General features: G+C 73.7%; 11 protein-coding genes. 4 read left to right on the forward strand and 7 right to left on the reverse strand.

Going from position 1 to position 16,575, the window contains the following annotated elements; all coding sequences use genetic code 11:
• Positions 1 to 107 precede the first annotated feature (107 nt).
• Genes AB8O64_RS14260 through AB8O64_RS14270 form a run of 3 tightly spaced genes read left to right on the forward strand, consistent with a single transcriptional unit; the run spans position 108 to position 3,779 of the window.
• Entirely contained in the window at positions 108 to 1,523 is a 1,416-nt protein-coding gene (locus tag AB8O64_RS14260; protein WP_370419514.1) for an ABC transporter substrate-binding protein, read from the forward strand.
• 13 nt (positions 1,524 to 1,536) lie between these two features.
• Positions 1,537 to 2,901 (forward strand): carbohydrate ABC transporter permease, encoded by a 1,365-nt coding sequence (locus tag AB8O64_RS14265; RefSeq protein ID WP_370419515.1) that lies wholly within the window; start codon positions 1,537 to 1,539, stop codon positions 2,899 to 2,901.
• Positions 2,898 to 3,779 (forward strand): carbohydrate ABC transporter permease, encoded by an 882-nt coding sequence (locus AB8O64_RS14270; RefSeq protein ID WP_370419516.1) that lies wholly within the window; start codon positions 2,898 to 2,900, stop codon positions 3,777 to 3,779. Before AB8O64_RS14265 ends, AB8O64_RS14270 begins: the two co-directional genes overlap by 4 nt.
• A 49-nt stretch (positions 3,780 to 3,828) precedes the next feature.
• On the opposite strand, the gene AB8O64_RS14275 is transcribed toward AB8O64_RS14270, so the two are convergent.
• Complete coding sequence (locus AB8O64_RS14275; protein WP_370419517.1) at positions 3,829 to 5,487, reverse strand: glycosyltransferase family 39 protein; 1,659 nt, start codon at positions 5,485 to 5,487, stop codon at positions 3,829 to 3,831.
• Positions 5,488 to 5,612: 125 nt separating this feature from the next.
• Between AB8O64_RS14275 and AB8O64_RS14280 the strand changes: the two genes are divergently transcribed.
• The gene (locus AB8O64_RS14280; RefSeq protein ID WP_370419518.1) at positions 5,613 to 7,505 is read left to right on the forward strand and encodes a glycosyltransferase family 2 protein; all 1,893 of its coding nucleotides are present in this window, start codon (positions 5,613 to 5,615) and stop codon (positions 7,503 to 7,505) included.
• Positions 7,506 to 7,594: 89 nt separating this feature from the next.
• Here the strand turns inward: AB8O64_RS14280 and AB8O64_RS14285 are convergent, their stop codons facing one another.
• The 6 genes from AB8O64_RS14285 to AB8O64_RS14310 all read right to left on the reverse strand — a co-directional run bounded on the left by AB8O64_RS14285 (position 7,595) and on the right by AB8O64_RS14310 (position 16,407).
• On the reverse strand, positions 7,595 to 8,746 hold the full coding sequence (locus AB8O64_RS14285; protein WP_370419519.1) for a glycosyltransferase: 1,152 nt from the start codon (positions 8,744 to 8,746) through the stop codon (positions 7,595 to 7,597).
• Entirely contained in the window at positions 8,743 to 11,565 is a 2,823-nt protein-coding gene (locus AB8O64_RS14290; RefSeq protein WP_370419520.1) for a CDP-glycerol glycerophosphotransferase family protein, read from the reverse strand. The genes AB8O64_RS14285 and AB8O64_RS14290 overlap by 4 nt, the downstream gene beginning before the upstream one ends.
• Before the next feature lie 3 nt (positions 11,566 to 11,568).
• Positions 11,569 to 12,816 carry a glycosyltransferase family 87 protein gene (locus AB8O64_RS14295; RefSeq protein WP_370419521.1) on the reverse strand — a complete coding sequence of 416 codons (1,248 nt, stop codon included), beginning with the start codon at positions 12,814 to 12,816 and terminating at the stop codon, positions 11,569 to 11,571.
• On the reverse strand, positions 12,813 to 14,417 hold the full coding sequence (locus AB8O64_RS14300) for a hypothetical protein (RefSeq protein WP_370419522.1): 1,605 nt from the start codon (positions 14,415 to 14,417) through the stop codon (positions 12,813 to 12,815). The genes AB8O64_RS14295 and AB8O64_RS14300 overlap by 4 nt, the downstream gene beginning before the upstream one ends.
• 4 nt (positions 14,418 to 14,421) lie before the next feature.
• Positions 14,422 to 15,243 (reverse strand): polyprenol monophosphomannose synthase, encoded by an 822-nt coding sequence (locus AB8O64_RS14305; RefSeq protein WP_356454454.1) that lies wholly within the window; start codon positions 15,241 to 15,243, stop codon positions 14,422 to 14,424.
• An 84-nt stretch (positions 15,244 to 15,327) separates the two neighbouring features.
• Positions 15,328 to 16,407, reverse strand: a complete 1,080-nt coding sequence (locus AB8O64_RS14310) for a sugar phosphate nucleotidyltransferase (RefSeq protein ID WP_370419523.1) — start codon at positions 16,405 to 16,407, stop codon at positions 15,328 to 15,330.
• Between the last annotated feature and the right edge of the window lie 168 nt (positions 16,408 to 16,575).

Below are 16,575 nucleotides of genomic sequence, written 5' to 3' on the forward strand. Positions count from 1 at the left end.
CAGCTCCGGACCCGGCGTAGGACTGTCGGCACGGGAGACAGGCCGTACGCCGGTTCGACGTACGGCGCGCGGCCGTCCACGGGGAACCGGGCACGGGGAGGACGGCTATGCGTATATCGCGTACACCACTTCTATCGCGTACACCGCTTCGCAGTGCGCCGCGCGGGGCGCGCGCGACGCGCGGCGCGCTGGCTCTGGTCGCGACGGCCGCACTGGCCCTGACAGCCGCCGGCTGCGGGGACGACGGCAAGGATCCGAAGGACGGCGAGAAGACGGCCTCGTCGAAACCGCTCCCGCAGACCGTCGACCTTCCCAAGCTCGACGGGCAGAAGCTCAAGGTCACCGCCGTCTGGACGGGCACGGAGCAGAAGAACTTCACGAAGGTGCTGGACGAATTCGCCAAGCGGACGGGCGCCGAGGTGTCGTTCGTGCCCAGCGGCGACGACATGTCCTCGTTCATCGGCTCGAAGATAGCCGGCGGCGAGGCGCCGGACGTGGCGATGCTCCAGCAGCCGGGCGTACTCAAGGAGTTCGCGCGGAAGGGCTGGCTCAAGCCGCTCGGCGGAGAGGTCACCGCGCAACTGGAGAAGAACTACTCCAAGGGGTGGCAGGACCTCGCCTCGTACGAGGGCAAGCGGTACGGCGTGTACTTCAAGACCAGCAACAAGTCCCTGGTCTGGTACAACACCAAGATCTTCGATGCGGCGGGCGCGAAGGAGCCCAAGTCCTGGGCCGACTTCCTGCGCACCGCCCAGGTGATCGCCGACTACGGTGTCCCCCCGGTGTCGGTCGGCGGCGCGGACGGCTGGACCCTGACCGACTGGTTCGAGAACGTCTATCTCTCCCAGGCGGGCAAGGAGAAGTACGACCAGCTCGCCCAGCACAAGATCAAATGGACGGACCCGTCCGTCAAGGAAGCACTGACCGCCCTGGGGCAGCTCTTCGGCAAGCCGGAGCTGCTGGCGGGCGGCAACGACGGCGCCATCCAGGTCACCTTCCCCGCCTCCGTCACCCAGACCTTTGTCGGTGGCGAGAAGGCCAAGGCGGGCATGGTCTTCGAGGGCGACATGGCGGCCGCCAACATCCTCGGCGCGAACGTGAAGATCGGCACCGACGCGAAGGTCTTCCCCTTCCCGGCGGTGGGCTCCGACTCGCCCGTGGTGACCGGGGGCGACGTCGGCGTGGCCCTCAAGGACAGCCGGGCGGCGCAGGCGCTGCTGACCTTCCTCGCCTCCTCCGACGCCGCCGGCATCTGGGCGCACGAGGGCGGCTTCATCTCGGCCAACAAGAACCTCGACCTGGCCGCGTACCCCAATGACGTGCTGCGCTCCATCGCCAAGGCGCTGGTCGCGGCGGGCGACGACTTCCGTTTCGACATGTCCGACCAGGCCCCCGCCTCCTTCGGCGGCAAGCCCGGGCAGGGCGAGTGGAAGCACCTCCAGGACTTCCTGCGCAACCCCAAGGACGTGGCGGGCACCCAGCGGAAACTGGAGTCCGACGCGGCCAAGGCGTTCAAGAACTGACGGCCGCGTCATCATGTCGACCGCGACAGCGGGCGGCGGACCGGCCTCCGGGCCCGTGCCGACGCCCGGCGACCCGCCCGTCACCCCGTCCAGGAGCGTGCTCGGCACCCGGCCGTGGGTCGCCGCCTGCTTCCTGCTGCCCGCGCTGGCCCTGCTCGGCGCCCTCGTCGTCTACCCCATCGGCTACTCCCTCCACCGCAGCCTCTTCGACGCCTCCGGCGGCGGCTTCGTGGGCGTCGACAACTACCGCGAGGTCTTCACCGACGACCGGATCCGCACGGCCCTGCGGAACAACGTCATCTGGGTGGCCGTCGCCCCGACCGTCGCCACCGCCCTCGGTCTGATCTTCGCGGTCCTGACCGAACGGGTGCGCTGGGCCACGGCGTTCAAGCTGGTGGTCTTCATGCCGATGGCGATCTCCATGCTCGCCGCGGGCATCATCTTCCGGCTGGTGTACGAGCAGGACCCGGACCGCGGCGTGGCCAACGCGGTGTGGGTCGGTGTCCACGACACCTTCGCCGACCCCGCGCCCTTCCCCGGCGCGCACCCCCGGCCGACGGGGGACCTGGCGGCGAGCGGCGGCGGTGCCTTCACCACCAAGTCGGCCGTACGGGCGGGCACTCCGGCAGCGCTGCCGCTGGTGGCCGTCAAACCGGAGGACGTGAGCGGCGCCCGGGACGCCGTCCCGCCGCGGGCGGTGGCGGGGAAGGTCACCGGCACGGTGTGGCTGGACTTCGCCAAGGGCGGCAGCGGCACGGCGGGGCGCGTCGACAAGGGCGAGAAGGCCCTGGCGGGCGTCAGGGTCGAGGCGGTCAAGGACGGGAAGTCCGTCGCCTCGGCGACCTCGGCCGCCGACGGCACCTTCACCCTGCCCGACTCCGCGGCGGGCGCCCGGCTGCGCCTTCCGGCCGCCAACTTCGCCGCCTCCTACGGCGGCGTCGACTGGCTGGGACCCACCCTCGTCACCCCCGCCATCATCGGCTCCTACATCTGGATGTGGGCGGGCTTCGCGATGGTTCTCGTCGCGGCGGGCCTGGCGGGGGTGCCCCGGGAGCTGCTGGAGGCGGCCCGGGTCGACGGCGCGAGCGAGTGGCAGGTCTTCCGCCGGGTGACCGTGCCGCTGCTGGCGCCCGTCCTCGCGGTCGTCGTCATCACCCTCATGATCAATGTGCTGAAGATCTTCGACCTCGTCTACATCATCGCCCCCGGCTCCAGCCTCGACAACGCCAACGTCCTCGCCCTGCAGCTCTACCAGTCGTCCTTCGGTACGGACGTCAACCAGGGTGTCGGCAGCGCCATCGCCGTCCTCCTGCTGCTGCTCGTCCTGCCGGTGATGCTCGTGAACATACGCAGGATCCGAAGGGAGCGGCGGCGATGACCACCACGGACACGGCCGTACGGGCCAAGCGGTCGCTTCCGGCGCGGATCGCCGCCCGGGCCGGCGGGGGCGCCCTGCGGATCTTCCTCCTCGTCGTCGGCCTGTTCTGGCTGATGCCCACGGTCGGACTGCTGCTCTCCTCGCTGCGCGACGAGGCGGACATCGAGGCCTCGGGCTGGTGGCGGGTCCTCAGCCACCCCGGCGGGCTGACAACGGAGAATTACGGCAATCTGCTCGGCAACGACAAGGTGATGGAGTCCCTCCTCACCACCGCTCTCATCACCGTCCCCTCGACGGTGCTGGTCATCCTGATCGGCGCGCTGGCCGGCTACGCCTTCGCCTGGCTCGACTTCCCGGGCCGGGACTGGTGGTTCATGGTCGTGGTCGGGCTGCTCGTCGTCCCCGTGCAGGTGGCGCTCATTCCGGTCGCGAAGCTCTTCAACACCCTCGGGGTCTTCGAGACGACACCGGGGGTGATCCTCTTCCACACCGCCTTCGGGCTGCCCTTCGCGGTCTTCCTGCTGCGCAACTTCTTCGCCGAGATCCCCCGGGAGCTGCTGGAGGCGGCCCGGCTGGACGGGGCCGGCGAGCTACGGCTGTTCACCCGGGTGGTGCTGCCGCTGGGCGGCCCGGCCATCGCCTCGCTGGGCATCTTCCAGTTCCTGTGGGTGTGGAACGACATGCTGATCGCGCTGATCTTCGCGGACAGCGGCAACCCGCCGATCACGGTCGCCCTGCAGCAGCAGGTCCGGCAGTTCGGCAGCAACATCGACGTCCTCGCCCCGGGTGCCTTCCTCTCGATGATCGTGCCGCTGGCGGTCTTCTTCGCCTTCCAGCGCCAGTTCGTCAACGGCATCATGGCGGGCGGGGTCAAGTGAACCGACGGCCCCGCCCCATGCCGGCGGGGCCTGCCCGCGGACGCGGCTCCTATCTACGGACGTACAGCGACACCGCGCCACCGCGTACGAACACCGAGGACTCCTCGCGGTAGCGCTCGCCGAGGACGGTGGTCTTGGCGTGCTCGGCGCGTTGGGAGCGGATCCAGCGGTCGCCGGCGTTGGTGTCCGACACGACCCACACCCGGCTGCTCGTGGGGAGCCGGGCCAGCCGCGCGCGCAGCTCGGCGGCCGGCACCTCCTCGCCGAAGAGGGTGCCGGAGGCGGCGGGCGACCGCTTGAGGGTGAGATCGCGCAGGCCGGTGAAGTCCCGCGGATAGGCGAGGGCCACGCGGCGCTCGTGCAGCGGCAGGAACAGCACCGCGTCGCCGGGCCGCGCCAGCCGCCCGACCACCGTGGCGGTCCGGGCGAGTTCGTCACCACGGCTGTTCGGCAGCCGCTCGCGCTCCTGCTCGGGGAGCTGTCCGGCGAAAGCCGCGGCGATGACGGCGACACCGGCCGCCGCCACGGCCCGGCGCCCGCGCGGGGGCAGGGGCAGGAGGCCGAGGAGCCGGTCGGCCCCGGCGGCGGCGAGCAGCGGCACGCCCGCGAGACCGAAGAGCAGATACCGGTCGAGGAAGAGCGGCTGCCACTGTGCGGCGGCGTACAGCAGGACCGGCGGGACGAGCGCCAGGGGCAGGGCGACCGCGCCGAGGTGCAGGGCCCCGGTGCGGGGCCGGGGGGCGAGCAGCGCCACGGCGGCGAGGAGGAGCGTGCCGGTGAGGACGGTGTCGCCGGGGCCCGCGAAGGCGCGCAGCAGGGCCTCGGCCTCCTCGGGGCCGGGCGTCCTGATCCAGGAGACCTGCCCGCTCTGCCCCTGGGAGAAGAGCGCGAGCGGCAGCAGCGCCAGCACCGCGGCCGACGCCGCGCACCCCCACCCCCGCCAGGTGCGCCACGCCGCGCGGGAGAGCAGCAGGGTCAGGCCGTGGGCGGCCAGCAGCAGGACGGCGAACTCATGGAGCAGCGCGGTGATGCCGACGACCGCGCCGTAGCCGGCCCAGCGCCCGTACGAGGGATGTTCGACGGCCCGGATCAGCAGCCAGGTGGCCAGCGCGGCGCCGGTGGCGACGAGCGCGTACGAGCGGCCCTCCTGCGCGTAGTGGCTGACGAACGGGGTGGTGGCGTAGAGCAGCCCGGCCCACAGGCCGACCCGGGGGCGGGCCAGCCGGCAACCGATCGCGCCGACCAGGGCGGCGGTGGCCGCGGTGGCGAGGACGGACGGCACGCGCAGTGCGAGCTCGTCGTCGCGCACGGCCAGCACGGCGTGCATAAGGAGGTAATAGAGGCCGTGCACGGCGTCGATCGTGCCGAGGAGATGCCAGATCTCGGGCAGTGAGCGGCGGGCCACCTGGTACGTCGCGCTCTCGTCCCGCCACATCGTGCCCCGGTCCAGCCCCCACAGGCCGAGCGCGAGCATCACGACGGCGGGCGCGAGGACGGCGGCCACCGCCGTGCGCCGCCGTACGCCCCGGGGCGGCGGCCCGGTCGGCGGGTCCGGCGGCCCGTCCGGCCCCCTGCTCCCGGCCGGTTCGCTGCCCGGCAGGCCGTCCGGCTCCGGGTCCTTGGCGGCGGGTCGCCGCACCGCCTCCCGGTCGGCGCGCCGCGCCGGGCCCCCGAGCCCTGCCGACACCGTCGGTCCGGTCCGCCCCATTCCGGCCCCTCCCTTCATCCCTGCCACTCCTTGTCCCGGCTCCGGCCCCGGTCTCCGCGCCGGGCAACCGCGCCTATGGGCGCAATGCTCTGCTTGATGGGTATATGTAGGTAAAACTGTGTTCTGTGGCAGCGAGCGACAGTGAAACCTTCGAGCGCGATCCGGACGCCCCGCCCGTCGCCCGGGTCAGCGTGATCGTCATCGGCTTCAATGACGCCGGGCACATCCGTGACGCCGTCCACTCCGCGCTCGCCCAGGGCCCCGCCGTCGCCGAGGTCATCGCCGTGGACGACGCGTCCACCGACCGCACCGGCGCGTTCCTCGACGAGCTGGCCGCCCGCCACCCGCGCCTGCGGGTCATCCACCGCCCGGCCAACAGCGGTGGCTGCGGCACCCCCCGCAACGACGGCGTACGGGCCGCCACCGCGCCCTATGTGATGTTCCTCGACAGCGATGACGTGCTCCCGCCGGGCGCGGCGGACGCCCTGCTGGGGGCCGCCCTGCGGCACCGGGCACCGGTGTCGGCGGGCCTGTGCGTACGCCGCGAGCTGCCCCGGCGCCACGACACCCGGTGGCAGCCCGGGCTCTACCGGCGGCCCGCCGTGCGGATCCCCGGGGACCATCCGGCGCTCGTCCACGACACGCTCTGCGTCAACAAGCTCTACGCGCGGGACTTCCTCACCGCGCACGGCATCACCTTCCCCGAGGGCCCCTTCCCTTACGAGGACTTCGTCTTCACCGCCCAGGTCCTCGCGGCGGCGCCCCGGGTGGCGACCGTGCCCGACACCGTCTACATCTGGCACGTGCGCCGCGACGCGGCCAAGCCGTCGATCTCCCTCGACCGCGACCGGGTCGCCAACTGGCGGGCACGCCTGGCCGCCCACCGGCGGAGCGTGGAGATCCTCCTCGACTCCGGCGGCAAACCCCTCGCGCACGCCGCGCGGGTGAAATTCCTCGACCACGACCTGCGCATGTACGTCCGCGAACTGCCCACCCGCAGCCCCGCCTACCGCCGCGCGTGGTGGCGACTGGCCCGCGACCGGCTGGCCGGGTACGACGAGGTCGAGCTGTGCTCCGCCCGGTTGCCCGCCCGCTGGATCGCCCGGGTCGTACTGGCCTCCGAGACGCCGCGCGACCTGGACCGCCTCTCCCAGCTGGCCGCCCGCCCGGCCCGGCTGCTGCCGCCCTATGCCGAGACCGACGGGCGGCCGGTGTGGGCGGAGGACCTGCCGCGGGTGGAGCTCGACGGGCTCACCGGCCCCGGCGCCCCACCGCCCCACCGGCTGCCGATCACCGTCGACGCGGCGGCGCGCACCCTGACCGGCCCGCGCGCCGCACTGCGCGGGATGCCGTCGCTGCCCTCCCTGTCCGGGCTCCGCCCCTGGCCTTTCACCCGGGCGGACGACCACGGCCCGCCGCCCTCGCCCGCCCTGCCGGGAGCCGACACCTCGCCACGACCGCCCGTCACCCCGGGCGCTCCCCCGCCACCCCGGCCGCCCGCCCCCGCCGGGCCCCGCTTCGAACTGGGGCTGCGCGTCCACGACCTGTACGGGCGCCTGGCCGTGGCCCGCCCGCACACCGTCGACGTCGAGCTGCGGCACCGGGACGGCCGCGCGCTCCTCACCCGCAGCCTCCCGCTGGCCCACGACGGCTCGCAGTGGACCGCGCACCTCTCCCTCGGCCTCAGCGCGCTGGCCGCCCGGGGCCGCCGCGACGGCACCACCGCACCGCAGGTGTGGGACGTGCGGGTGCGGGTGCACTGCGCGACCGGCGCCTCCTTCCGCACGACCGTACGGGCCGTCGGCAGCGGGCTGCGCCGGACCGCCCTGCCCAGCCTGCGCCACGGAATCCTGCTGGCGCAGCCGTATGCCACGGCCGGCGGCTCCCTCGCGCTGCGGCTGGCGCCCGGTGCGCGCAGCGCGCTGGACATCGCCCTGCGCCGGCTGCGCCGGGCGCGCCTCGCCCGCCGCGGGCGCCACGGCCCCCTTCTCGCCCCGCCACCCCCTGACGCCCCCTAGACCTTGTCGTCCGCACCACCGCTGTGCGGTGGTGTCCTCAAACGCCGGACAGGCTTGGTTCCGGCTGAGCCCGGCACCGGCCTTCCGCATCACCGGTCGATCTCCTCGAACAGCGCCTCCCACCGGTCCAGCACGGCGGGCAGGGCCAGCGGGGCGACATGGTCGCGCGCGGCGCGGCCGTAGCGCTCGCGCAGCCCGTCGTCCTCGACCAGCTCCCGCAGGGCCGTGGTGAACGCCGCCGTGTCGCCGGGCGGCACGAGCGTGCCCGTGCGGCCGTGGTCGACCAGCTCGCGCACCCCGCCGGACAGGTCGAAGCTCACGCAGGGCACCCCGGCGGCGGACGCCTCCGCGAGCGCCATCGGACGTCCCTCGCGCTCGCTGGTCAGGGCCACCACGGACAGCTCCCGGTACGCGGCGGCCATCTCCCGCACGCTGCCCCGGAAACGGACCCGGCCCGCGACGCCGAGCCGCTCGGCCTGCGCGCGCAGCTCCGGCTCCAGCGGGCCGTCACCGAACAGGTGCAGCTCCCAGCCGGGCCGGTCGGCGCAGGCCGCTGCGAAGGAGTCGACCAGCCGGTCCAGCCGCTTGACCGCATCCAGCCGTCCGACCGCGCCGACGCGCCGGGTGTCCAGGGGCGCGGGGGCGGCGGGGGTGAAGGGCACCGGGTTCGGCAGCGCCGTCGCGTTCGGCAGCCGTCGGCGGCGGAAGTCCGCCGCGTCCGGCTCGCTGAGGAACACCGACTTCTCCAGCTCCGGGTAGTGCCGCAGGATCAGCTGGAGGTTCGCGGAGTGACAGGCCTGGAAGAACGACTCGTGGTACTGCCCGATGCTCTTCAGGTGCGACCGGTCGACGGCGTTCAGCCAGACCGCGGCCCAGGGCGAACCGATGATCACGTAGCCGTCGGGCACCGCCGCGAACCGCCGGGCCATCCGCTTCCGGGCCACCTCCCGCTCCCGCCGCTCGGCCCGGGCGTCCCGCAGCCGGGCGGGGTGCAGCCGCTCGGCGAAGGAGGAGGCCCGCCAGGCGGGCGCGGGGGGTGAGCGGTAGAGCGTGGTGTGCCGGTACCCCGGGTCGGTGATGTAGGTGTGGGGTTCAGGGCTCGGCCGGATCCCGATCAGATCGACGCGGTGCCCGCGCTCGGCGAAGCCCTGGGCGAGGGTGTGCAGCACCCGCTGCGAGCCGCCCATGGAGTCCACGTCGATGCCGACCAGGAAGACGTTGCGGAGTGTGCGCGGGCTCACCGGGCCCTCCCTTCTCGTTCCTCCGCGAAGAACAGATCGACGACGGCTTCGCTCGCCCGCCCGGTCTCGTGGGAGTTGAACATCTTCTGGAACGGGCCGTACGCCGCCGCCCACTCCTCCCGCACCGCGCCCAAGTCCTTCAGCGCCCCCGCCAGTTCGTCCGTCGTGGCGAGCATCGGGCCGGGGGCGATCTCGGGCAGGTCGTAGTACGTGCCGCGCGAGGTGGTGCGGTACGACTCGTAGTCGTCGGTGTAGAGCAGGATGGGCCGGCCCAGATTGGCGTAGTCGAACATCACCGACGAGTAGTCCGTGAGCAGCGCGTCCGAGGCGAGCAGCAGGTCGTTGAGGTCGGTGAACTCCCGGCCGTCGCGCACCGCGTGGCCCAGCTCGCGGGGCACGGTGTACCGCTCGTAGTAGTGCGGGCGGACCACGATCGTCCATTCGTCGCCGGTGAGCGGGACGAGCCCGGCGAGGTCCACGCGGATGGATGCGCCGCTGCCGCGCGCGCCGTCGCGGAAGGTGGGGGCGTAGAGCAGCACCTTGCTCGCCTCGGGGATCTGGAGCCGGGCGCGGGTGGCGGCGGCTCGGGCGCGCTGCGCGGGCTCGTCGCCGCGGACGAGGACGTCGTTGCGGGGCAGGCCGGTGCGCAGCAGCTCGCCGGTGAAGCCGTTGGCCCGGACGAAGGTCCGCTCGAACTCGGCGCTGGGTGAGATGAGGGCGTCCCAGCGGGCGATCATCTCGCGGTGCTGCCGTCTGCGTTCGGGACTGGCGAGCCGCAGCTCGGGCACATCGAAGCCCATGTGCTTGAACGCCTGGCCGTGCCAGGTCTGGAGGTAGCGGGTGCCGGGCCGCTTGCCGTAGATCATCGGGAAGCCGTGCGAGTCCACCCAGTAGCGCGCGCGGGCGACCGCGCGGACGTACTCCCAGCTGCCCCGTCTGACCAGCGGGACCCCCTTGGGGTAGGAGGAGCGGCTGCCGGAGTAGGACCACACGGCGCGCAGCGGCAGGCCGCGCCGGAGCAGCTCCTCGTGGATGTAGCGGGGGCTGTCCGCGTAGCCGCGGCCCTCCAGCGCCTCGAAGATCACCAGCTCGTTGTCGATGGGCAGTTTCTGCAGCTCGTGGTAGGTCAGGGCCTTGGCACGGGGGCCGGTGACGCGGCGGGTCAGCCGGTGGATCCGGCGGCGCAGGGGCGTGAGGCGCGGGGCCAGGACCTCGGCGTGGCCGAGGGCGCCCGAACGCTCCCAGGTGAAGGCGAGCCGCCCCGCGCCGTGCCCCTCGCAGTCCACCCGGACGCGGTGTCCGGCGAGCGGCCCGTGCAGGGGCAGGGCCACCCGCAGGGCGGGCAGGGAGGCGGGGGCGAGCAGGGGGTCGGTGCGGGTGAGGCCCAGCCGGCCGAGGACGACGACGGGGTGGCGGCGGCCCCGGTACCCCTTGGGCCCGAGGGGGATCAGTCGTGGGTCGATGGTCAGTTCGGCGGTGAGGACCTCGCCGTCCGCCTCCTCGTAGCGGAAGGGCACGGCCAGCGGTCTGCCGGCCGCGGCCAGCCGCAGCTCGGCCGTGACGGCTTGCGCCCCGGGCCCGGTCAGCAGCCGTGCCGGGTCGTAGGTGCGCAGGGTGAGCCGCAGCAGCGGGCCGTCGGTCTCCAGCCGGGCGACCTCGTGCCGCAGCGGTCCGGCGGCGAAGGGCTGGTCGTCCAGCCGCCAGTCGGTGATGTCGAGTCCGGCGGCGGCCCGCTCGTCGGCGGGCAGCTCCCGCCCCCAGTACGTGCGCCCGGCGCGCCGGACGACGTGGCGCGGGGCGAGCTGGGGGCGGTCGAGGGTGCGGGCGCACTCGGCGGCCTCCTCCAGCCTCCCGGCGCGCAGCAGGTACTGGCAGATCTGCTGCTCGCGCGGCATCGCGGCGAAGGCCTCGGCGGCGATGCCGTCCAGGTAGGGCGTGACCTCGGCGGCGAAGCCCTCGGTCCACCGGCGGTCCCGGAAGGGCAGGTCACCGAGGTAGAGGCGGAAGTCGTGACGGAGGAACTTCTCGTCCTTCGCGGGCCGTAGATCCGCGTTGCCCGTCTCCTCCAGGAAGGTGTCGATGAGCCGGGCCACATGGATCCGGTCCGCCACGTTACGGAGTTTGTGGCGGCTGGAGGAGATGGACAGCCGGTCCGGGTCGGCGGCGAGCCGCCAGGTGTAGACGGGCCAGGGGACGACGGCGAAGGTCCGCGCGAGGGTGAAGGCCTGGGCGCTGAACAGCTGGTCCTCGTAGTGGATGCCCTCGGGGAAGCGCAGGTTCTGCCCGGCGATGAAGTCGGCGCGGTAGAGCTTGTTGGTCGAGAGGTGGTCGAGGAAGAAACCGGGCGCCTGGCGGATGCCCTCGACCAGCCGCACGTCCTCGAAGAGGCCGGGGTACCACAGGCCGGTGGTGCCGCTCTCCTCGAACAGCCGGGTGACCTCGCCGGTGACCAGGTCCGCGCCGGTCTCCTCGGCGGTGAGCAGCAGCGATTTGCAGGAGTGGTAGGGCAGTTCGTCGTCGCTGTCGAGGAACATCAGATGGGGCGCCCGGGCGGCGTCGATGCCCGCGTTGCGCGGGGCGCTGCAGCCGCCGCTGTTGACCGGCAGCCGGATGTGGCGCACCCGGGGATCGGCGGCCGTCAGCTTGCGGGCGACGGCGAAGGTGTCGTCGGTGGAGCAGTCGTCGACGATGATCACTTCGAGGTTGCGCAGCGACTGGCCGAGCACCGACCGCACGGCGCGCGGCAGTCGCCCGGCGTCGTTGTAGACGATCACGACCACGCTGACGTCGGGGCCGGGAAGGGGGTGCGCGACAGTCACAGTTCACCTCGTTCCGGAGTGGTCCCGAGGGTCGGGATCACTACACAGAGCGTAAGCGCCACCACTGACAGTGACCTCCGGAGCCGGGTGCGGGCGGGCCCGCCACACGGCCGCGCACAGGGCGGCCGTCACTCCGGTGAACATGACGAAGTCCTTGAAGGCGTGCCGTTCGGCGCTCTGCAACTCCGGCCAGTTCACCCCGGCGACCTGCGGCACCAGCGGCAGCCAGCACCACACCGAGCGCACCGCGGCCCCCCGGACCACCACCGAGGCGATCAGCGCCGGCACCACCACCATCGCGTAATGGAGGAACGACGGCCGCGACACCAGGAACGCCGCGAGCATCAGCAGCGCCGCGCACTCCACGAGCCGCAGCCCCTGCTCTCCCCCGCGCCGCCACCGCAGCCGGGCGACGGCCAGCACCGCCACGGCGGCGCCCACCGCGAGGAGCGTCGCGAGCGAGGGCGGGATACCGAGGCGCGGCAGGACCGACGGCCAGGCGGCATCGTACGGACGGGCGTACGCGTCCTGCCCGTGCAGCAGGAACGGCAGCGTCCGGGTGAAGAACAGTCCCGGCCGGGGCATCGCCCACGCGGCGCCCAGGGACACCACAGCCGGGACGCCCACGGCCCAGGCCAGCGCCCGCCACCGCCGGGCGAGGACGAACAACAGCAGAAGGGGCAGCAGTATCGGCTTCAGCGCGATCGCCACCCCCACGACCACACCCGCCGCGCCCCACCGTCCGCGCCGCGCCAGGAGCAGGGCCGCGGGGAACGCGAGCGCCGAGAACACGGTCCAGTTGGCGAGGTGGACGACGCTGCGCAGCGGCAGGAACACACCGAGCCCGGCGACCGTGAGGGCGGCGAGCCGGCTGTCCGCCCGCACGCCGAAGATCCGCAGGGCCGTCACCACGCTCACCAGGACGAGCAGGGCCGTGGCGGCGGGCGCCACGTAGGACACCCCGCGATCGGTGAGCAGTGTCTCGGGCAGGGCCGCGAAGACGGCGCCCGGCGGATAGAGGAACCGTTTGTCCGCGTAGGGCGACCCGCCGTCGAGCAGCGTCCGGGCGGCCCGCACCACCACCGCGTTGTCGACGCCCAGCCGGCCCGCGCTCGCCTCCTGCCACACGCTCAGCGCGTAGACGAGCGACGCCGTAGCGAGCACCGGCCACGGCGCGCCACCGCGCAGCCACCGCCCGGCCGCATCGGACCCGTCGAAGGGGGCCACTGGCCGGGTGTCGGGCGCGGTCATCGGGCACCCCCGGCCGTGGCCCGGGCCGAGACGACGCCCCGGCCCACTTCGGCGACCTCGAACAGGGCCAGCCCGCCCGGCCCCCGGGCGGCCTCGCGCAGCGCGGGGTCGCCCTCCGGCAGCCCGGAGCGCCCGGTCCGCTGCACCACCCACCGCGCGCCGTACTCCTTGAGAATGCCGAGCCGCTCGGCCCGGGCGGTGGCCGGGTCGAAGTAGCGGCGGGTCGCCTCCCGGCGCCGCCGCTCGTCGGGGAGGAAGAAGTCGGGGTAGGCGGGGGCGACGGTGTACGGCCCGTAGGCCGGGAGCATCCGCAGCGCGAGGTAGTCGTCGGTCATCACCGTCGCTCCTTTGGGCACATGGCGGGCCGCCCAGGTGAACGACGGCCAGGGCGCGATCCGGTGGACGTCGCGCAGCACCGATGGAAGGGCCGCGTCCCGCAGGACGTAGGTCAGCGCACCGGCCTGCGTCCAGGCCCCGGCCAGCAGGGCCAGGGCCACCGCCGCCACCGCCGGGGCCACCGCACGGGACCGGCGCGCGAAGGCGTCCGCCCCGGCGTCCGCGACCTCGATCGCCAGCGCGAGCTGGGCGGGCAGCAGGACGGCGGGCAGGATCCGGCCCCAGGAGTAGTGGCCGCTCGGCCCGCCCGCGGCGAAGACGGCGAGGCCCAGCAGGAAGAAGATCACCAAAGGGTCGCGGCGGTCACGCCACCACCGCACCCCCAGCGCCACGACACCCAGCCCCACCAGGCAGAACTTCGTCGCCAGATGGTCGTAGAGCGGCCGGTGGATGTCCTCCAGCCCGCCCGCGCCCGGCAGCGAGAAGAAGGGGTAGTACGGCCACAGGGCGAGCACCACCAGCGTCAGCGCACCCGCCGCCCCGGCCCGCGCCCACACCGCGCGGGCCGGCCACGGCCTGGCGCCCAGCAGCATCGCGGCGGCCCCGAGCACGGCGACCGCGCCCGTGAACTGATGGCTCAGCAGCACACAGGCCAGCAACGCCCCGAGCGCCAGGAACGCGGGCAGCCCACGGGCCGCTTCGGTGCGCCCGCCGAGGGCCCGGCGCAGCAGGGCGAGGAAGTGGAAGGCGAGGCCCAGGGCGAAGGTGCTCGGATAGGCGAGGCTCAGGCACAGCGAGGTGAGGCCCGGGAAGCCGCTCCACGCGAACAGCCGCACGCCGTGGAGCAGCAGCACGCACAGCAGGGCCAGCGGGACGGCCGCCGCCCGGCGGGTGAAGGTGACGACGAAGGCCCGGACGCCGGTGACCAGCAGGACAAGACCGACGAGGGCGGCCAGCCGCAGCACGGAGAAGGTGCGCGCGCCGGTCGCCTCGGCGACGACCGCCAGCAGCACCGTCCACGGCGAGTAGTACGGGCTGGGGGTGTGCGCGTCCACCAGGGGGTTGCCCGGGTGGGACAGGTCGGTGCGCAGCCGCTCGAGGACCGCGGCGTGCACCCCGAGGTCACCGGCCCAGGGCAGCCGCACCACCATGAGCAGCAGCAGGGCCGCCAGCAGCAGGACGGCGCCGCCCGCGACCCGCCGCCCGGCGTCCGACCCGGGGCGCGGGAAGCCGGTGGGGAAGCCGGTGGTGACCCTGGGGGCCACGCGCTCAGCGAGCGGGCTTGCGGTCGGGTCTGCCGGAGTCACGGACGGCCTTCGCGCGCAGCCGCCAGGGCATGGCGACGGATTCGAGCTGGACGGACAGATTCATCTTCGACTCGCCGACGGTCCGGTCCTCGAAGTGGATCGGCACCTCCACGACGGTGAAGCCGGCCCGCAGCGCCCGGTACTTCGTCTCGACCTGGAAGCTGTAGCCGGCGCTGTCGACGGAGGAGAGGTCGACGGTGCGCAGCGCGGCGGCGCTCCAGAGGTTGAAACCGCCGGTGATGTCGCGGACGCGGGTGCCGAGGATGGTGCTGGCGTAGGCGTTGGCCCAGCGGGAGAGCAGCCTGCGGTGCGGGCTCCAGGCCTCGGAGAGGGTGCCGCCGGGCACATAGCGGCTGCCGACGACGACGTCCGCGCCGGTGGCGAGGGCGACTCCGAGCATCTCGGCGACCTTGCCGGGCGGATGGCTGCCGTCGGCATCCATCTGCAGGACGTAGGCGGCGCCCTCCTCGACGGCGCGGGCCATGCCCGCCGCGTAGGCCCGGCCGAGGCCGTCCTTGGTGGTGCGGTGCAGGACGCCGACGCGGGTGCGGCCCGGCTCGTTGTACTGCTCGGCGAGGCCCTCGGCGACCTTGCCGGTGCCGTCCGGGCTGTTGTCGTCGACGACCAGCAGCCGCAGCCCCTCCAGCGGCAGGGCCATCAGTGCCTCGGCCATCGCGGGGAGGTTCGCCGCCTCGTTGTACGTGGGCATCACCACGGTCGTCGCGGTGCGTGCCCACTCGGCGGGGAGCGGGGGCACGGCGGCGGGGGTGTGCGTGGGTCTCATGGGCCTGTCCTTGTGGGTGTGGCGCCGGGTCGGTGGAGGGTCGGGAGGGTCGGGGAGTTCGCGGGGAGAGAGGGGCATGGGCGGTCAGACGGCGGAGAAGCGGATGGCGGCGTCGGGGATGGTCATGCCGCACCAGACGCGGGCGCCGTCGCACAGTTCGTTGTCCGCGCCGATCTCGGCGTGGTCGCCGATGACGACGCCGTCGAGTACCGTGCGCGGGCCCACCCGGGCGCCGGCGCCGACCATGGAGGCCCGGATCCGCGCGCCCTCCTCGATGCGGGCGCCCTCCAGGACGACGGATCCCTCGACCTCGGCGCCCGCCGCGATGTGGGCCCCGGCGCCGACGACGGTGCCGCCGCCGAGCAGGGCCCCGCTCTCGACCCTGGCGCCGGGCAGCACCAGGTATTCGCCCGGCTCGCCGGGGACGGCCGGGGAGCGGACCACGCCCCGTACGAGGTCGGCGGACGCCTGCACGAAGGAGGCCGGGCGGCCGAGGTCCAGCCAGTACGCGGCGTCGACGACGCCGTGCAGCAGCGCCCCCTCGGCCAGCAGCCCGGGGAAGGTCTCCCGCTCGACGGAGACCGGCCGGCCGGTGGGAATGGAGTCGATGACCTCGCGCCGGAAGACGTAGGTGCCCGCGTTGATCTGGTCGGTGACGATCTCGTCCGGGTGCTGCGGCTTCTCGGTGAAGGCGAGGACGCGGCCGTCGGGGGCGGTGGGGACGAGGCCGAAGGCGCGCGGGTCCGCCACCCGGGTCAGATGGAGGGTGACATCGGCCCCGGAACGCCGGTGGCTGCCGAGGAGGCCGGGGATGTCGAGGCCGGTGAGGATGTCGCCGTTGAAGACGAGCACGGGCTCGCCGGAGCCAGCGGCGAGGGCGTCCGCGGCGCCGCGGATGGCACCGCCGGTGCCGAGCGGCTCGTCCTCGGTGACGTAGGTCAGCCGCAGCCCGTGGGCGGAGCCGTCACCGAAGTACGGCTCGAAGACCTCGGCGAGATAGGACGTGGCCAGCACGACGTGGTCGACGCCCGCGGCCCTGGCGCGGGCCAGTTGGTGGGCGAGGAAGGGCACCCCGGCGGCCGGGACCATCGGCTTCGGCGTGTTGAGGGTGAGCGGCTGGAGCCGGGTGCCCCTGCCGCCGACGAGCAGTACCGCCTCAGTCATGCCACCGTCCTCGTACGTCGTTCCCGCACGTCGCTCTCGCACCTCTCGTCGCGCATCGCCACCCCCGACCCGTCGTCGCGGATCGTGTCGCCACTGTCGCACCATGTGAGTTTTCGCGGCAATTTACACTACAATCAGCTCTCTGTTGGCAAATGTCTGCTTTGCGTG

This window comes from Streptomyces sp. QH1-20, from assembly GCF_041283565.1.
Lineage (GTDB): Bacteria > Actinomycetota > Actinomycetes > Streptomycetales > Streptomycetaceae > Streptomyces > Streptomyces syringius.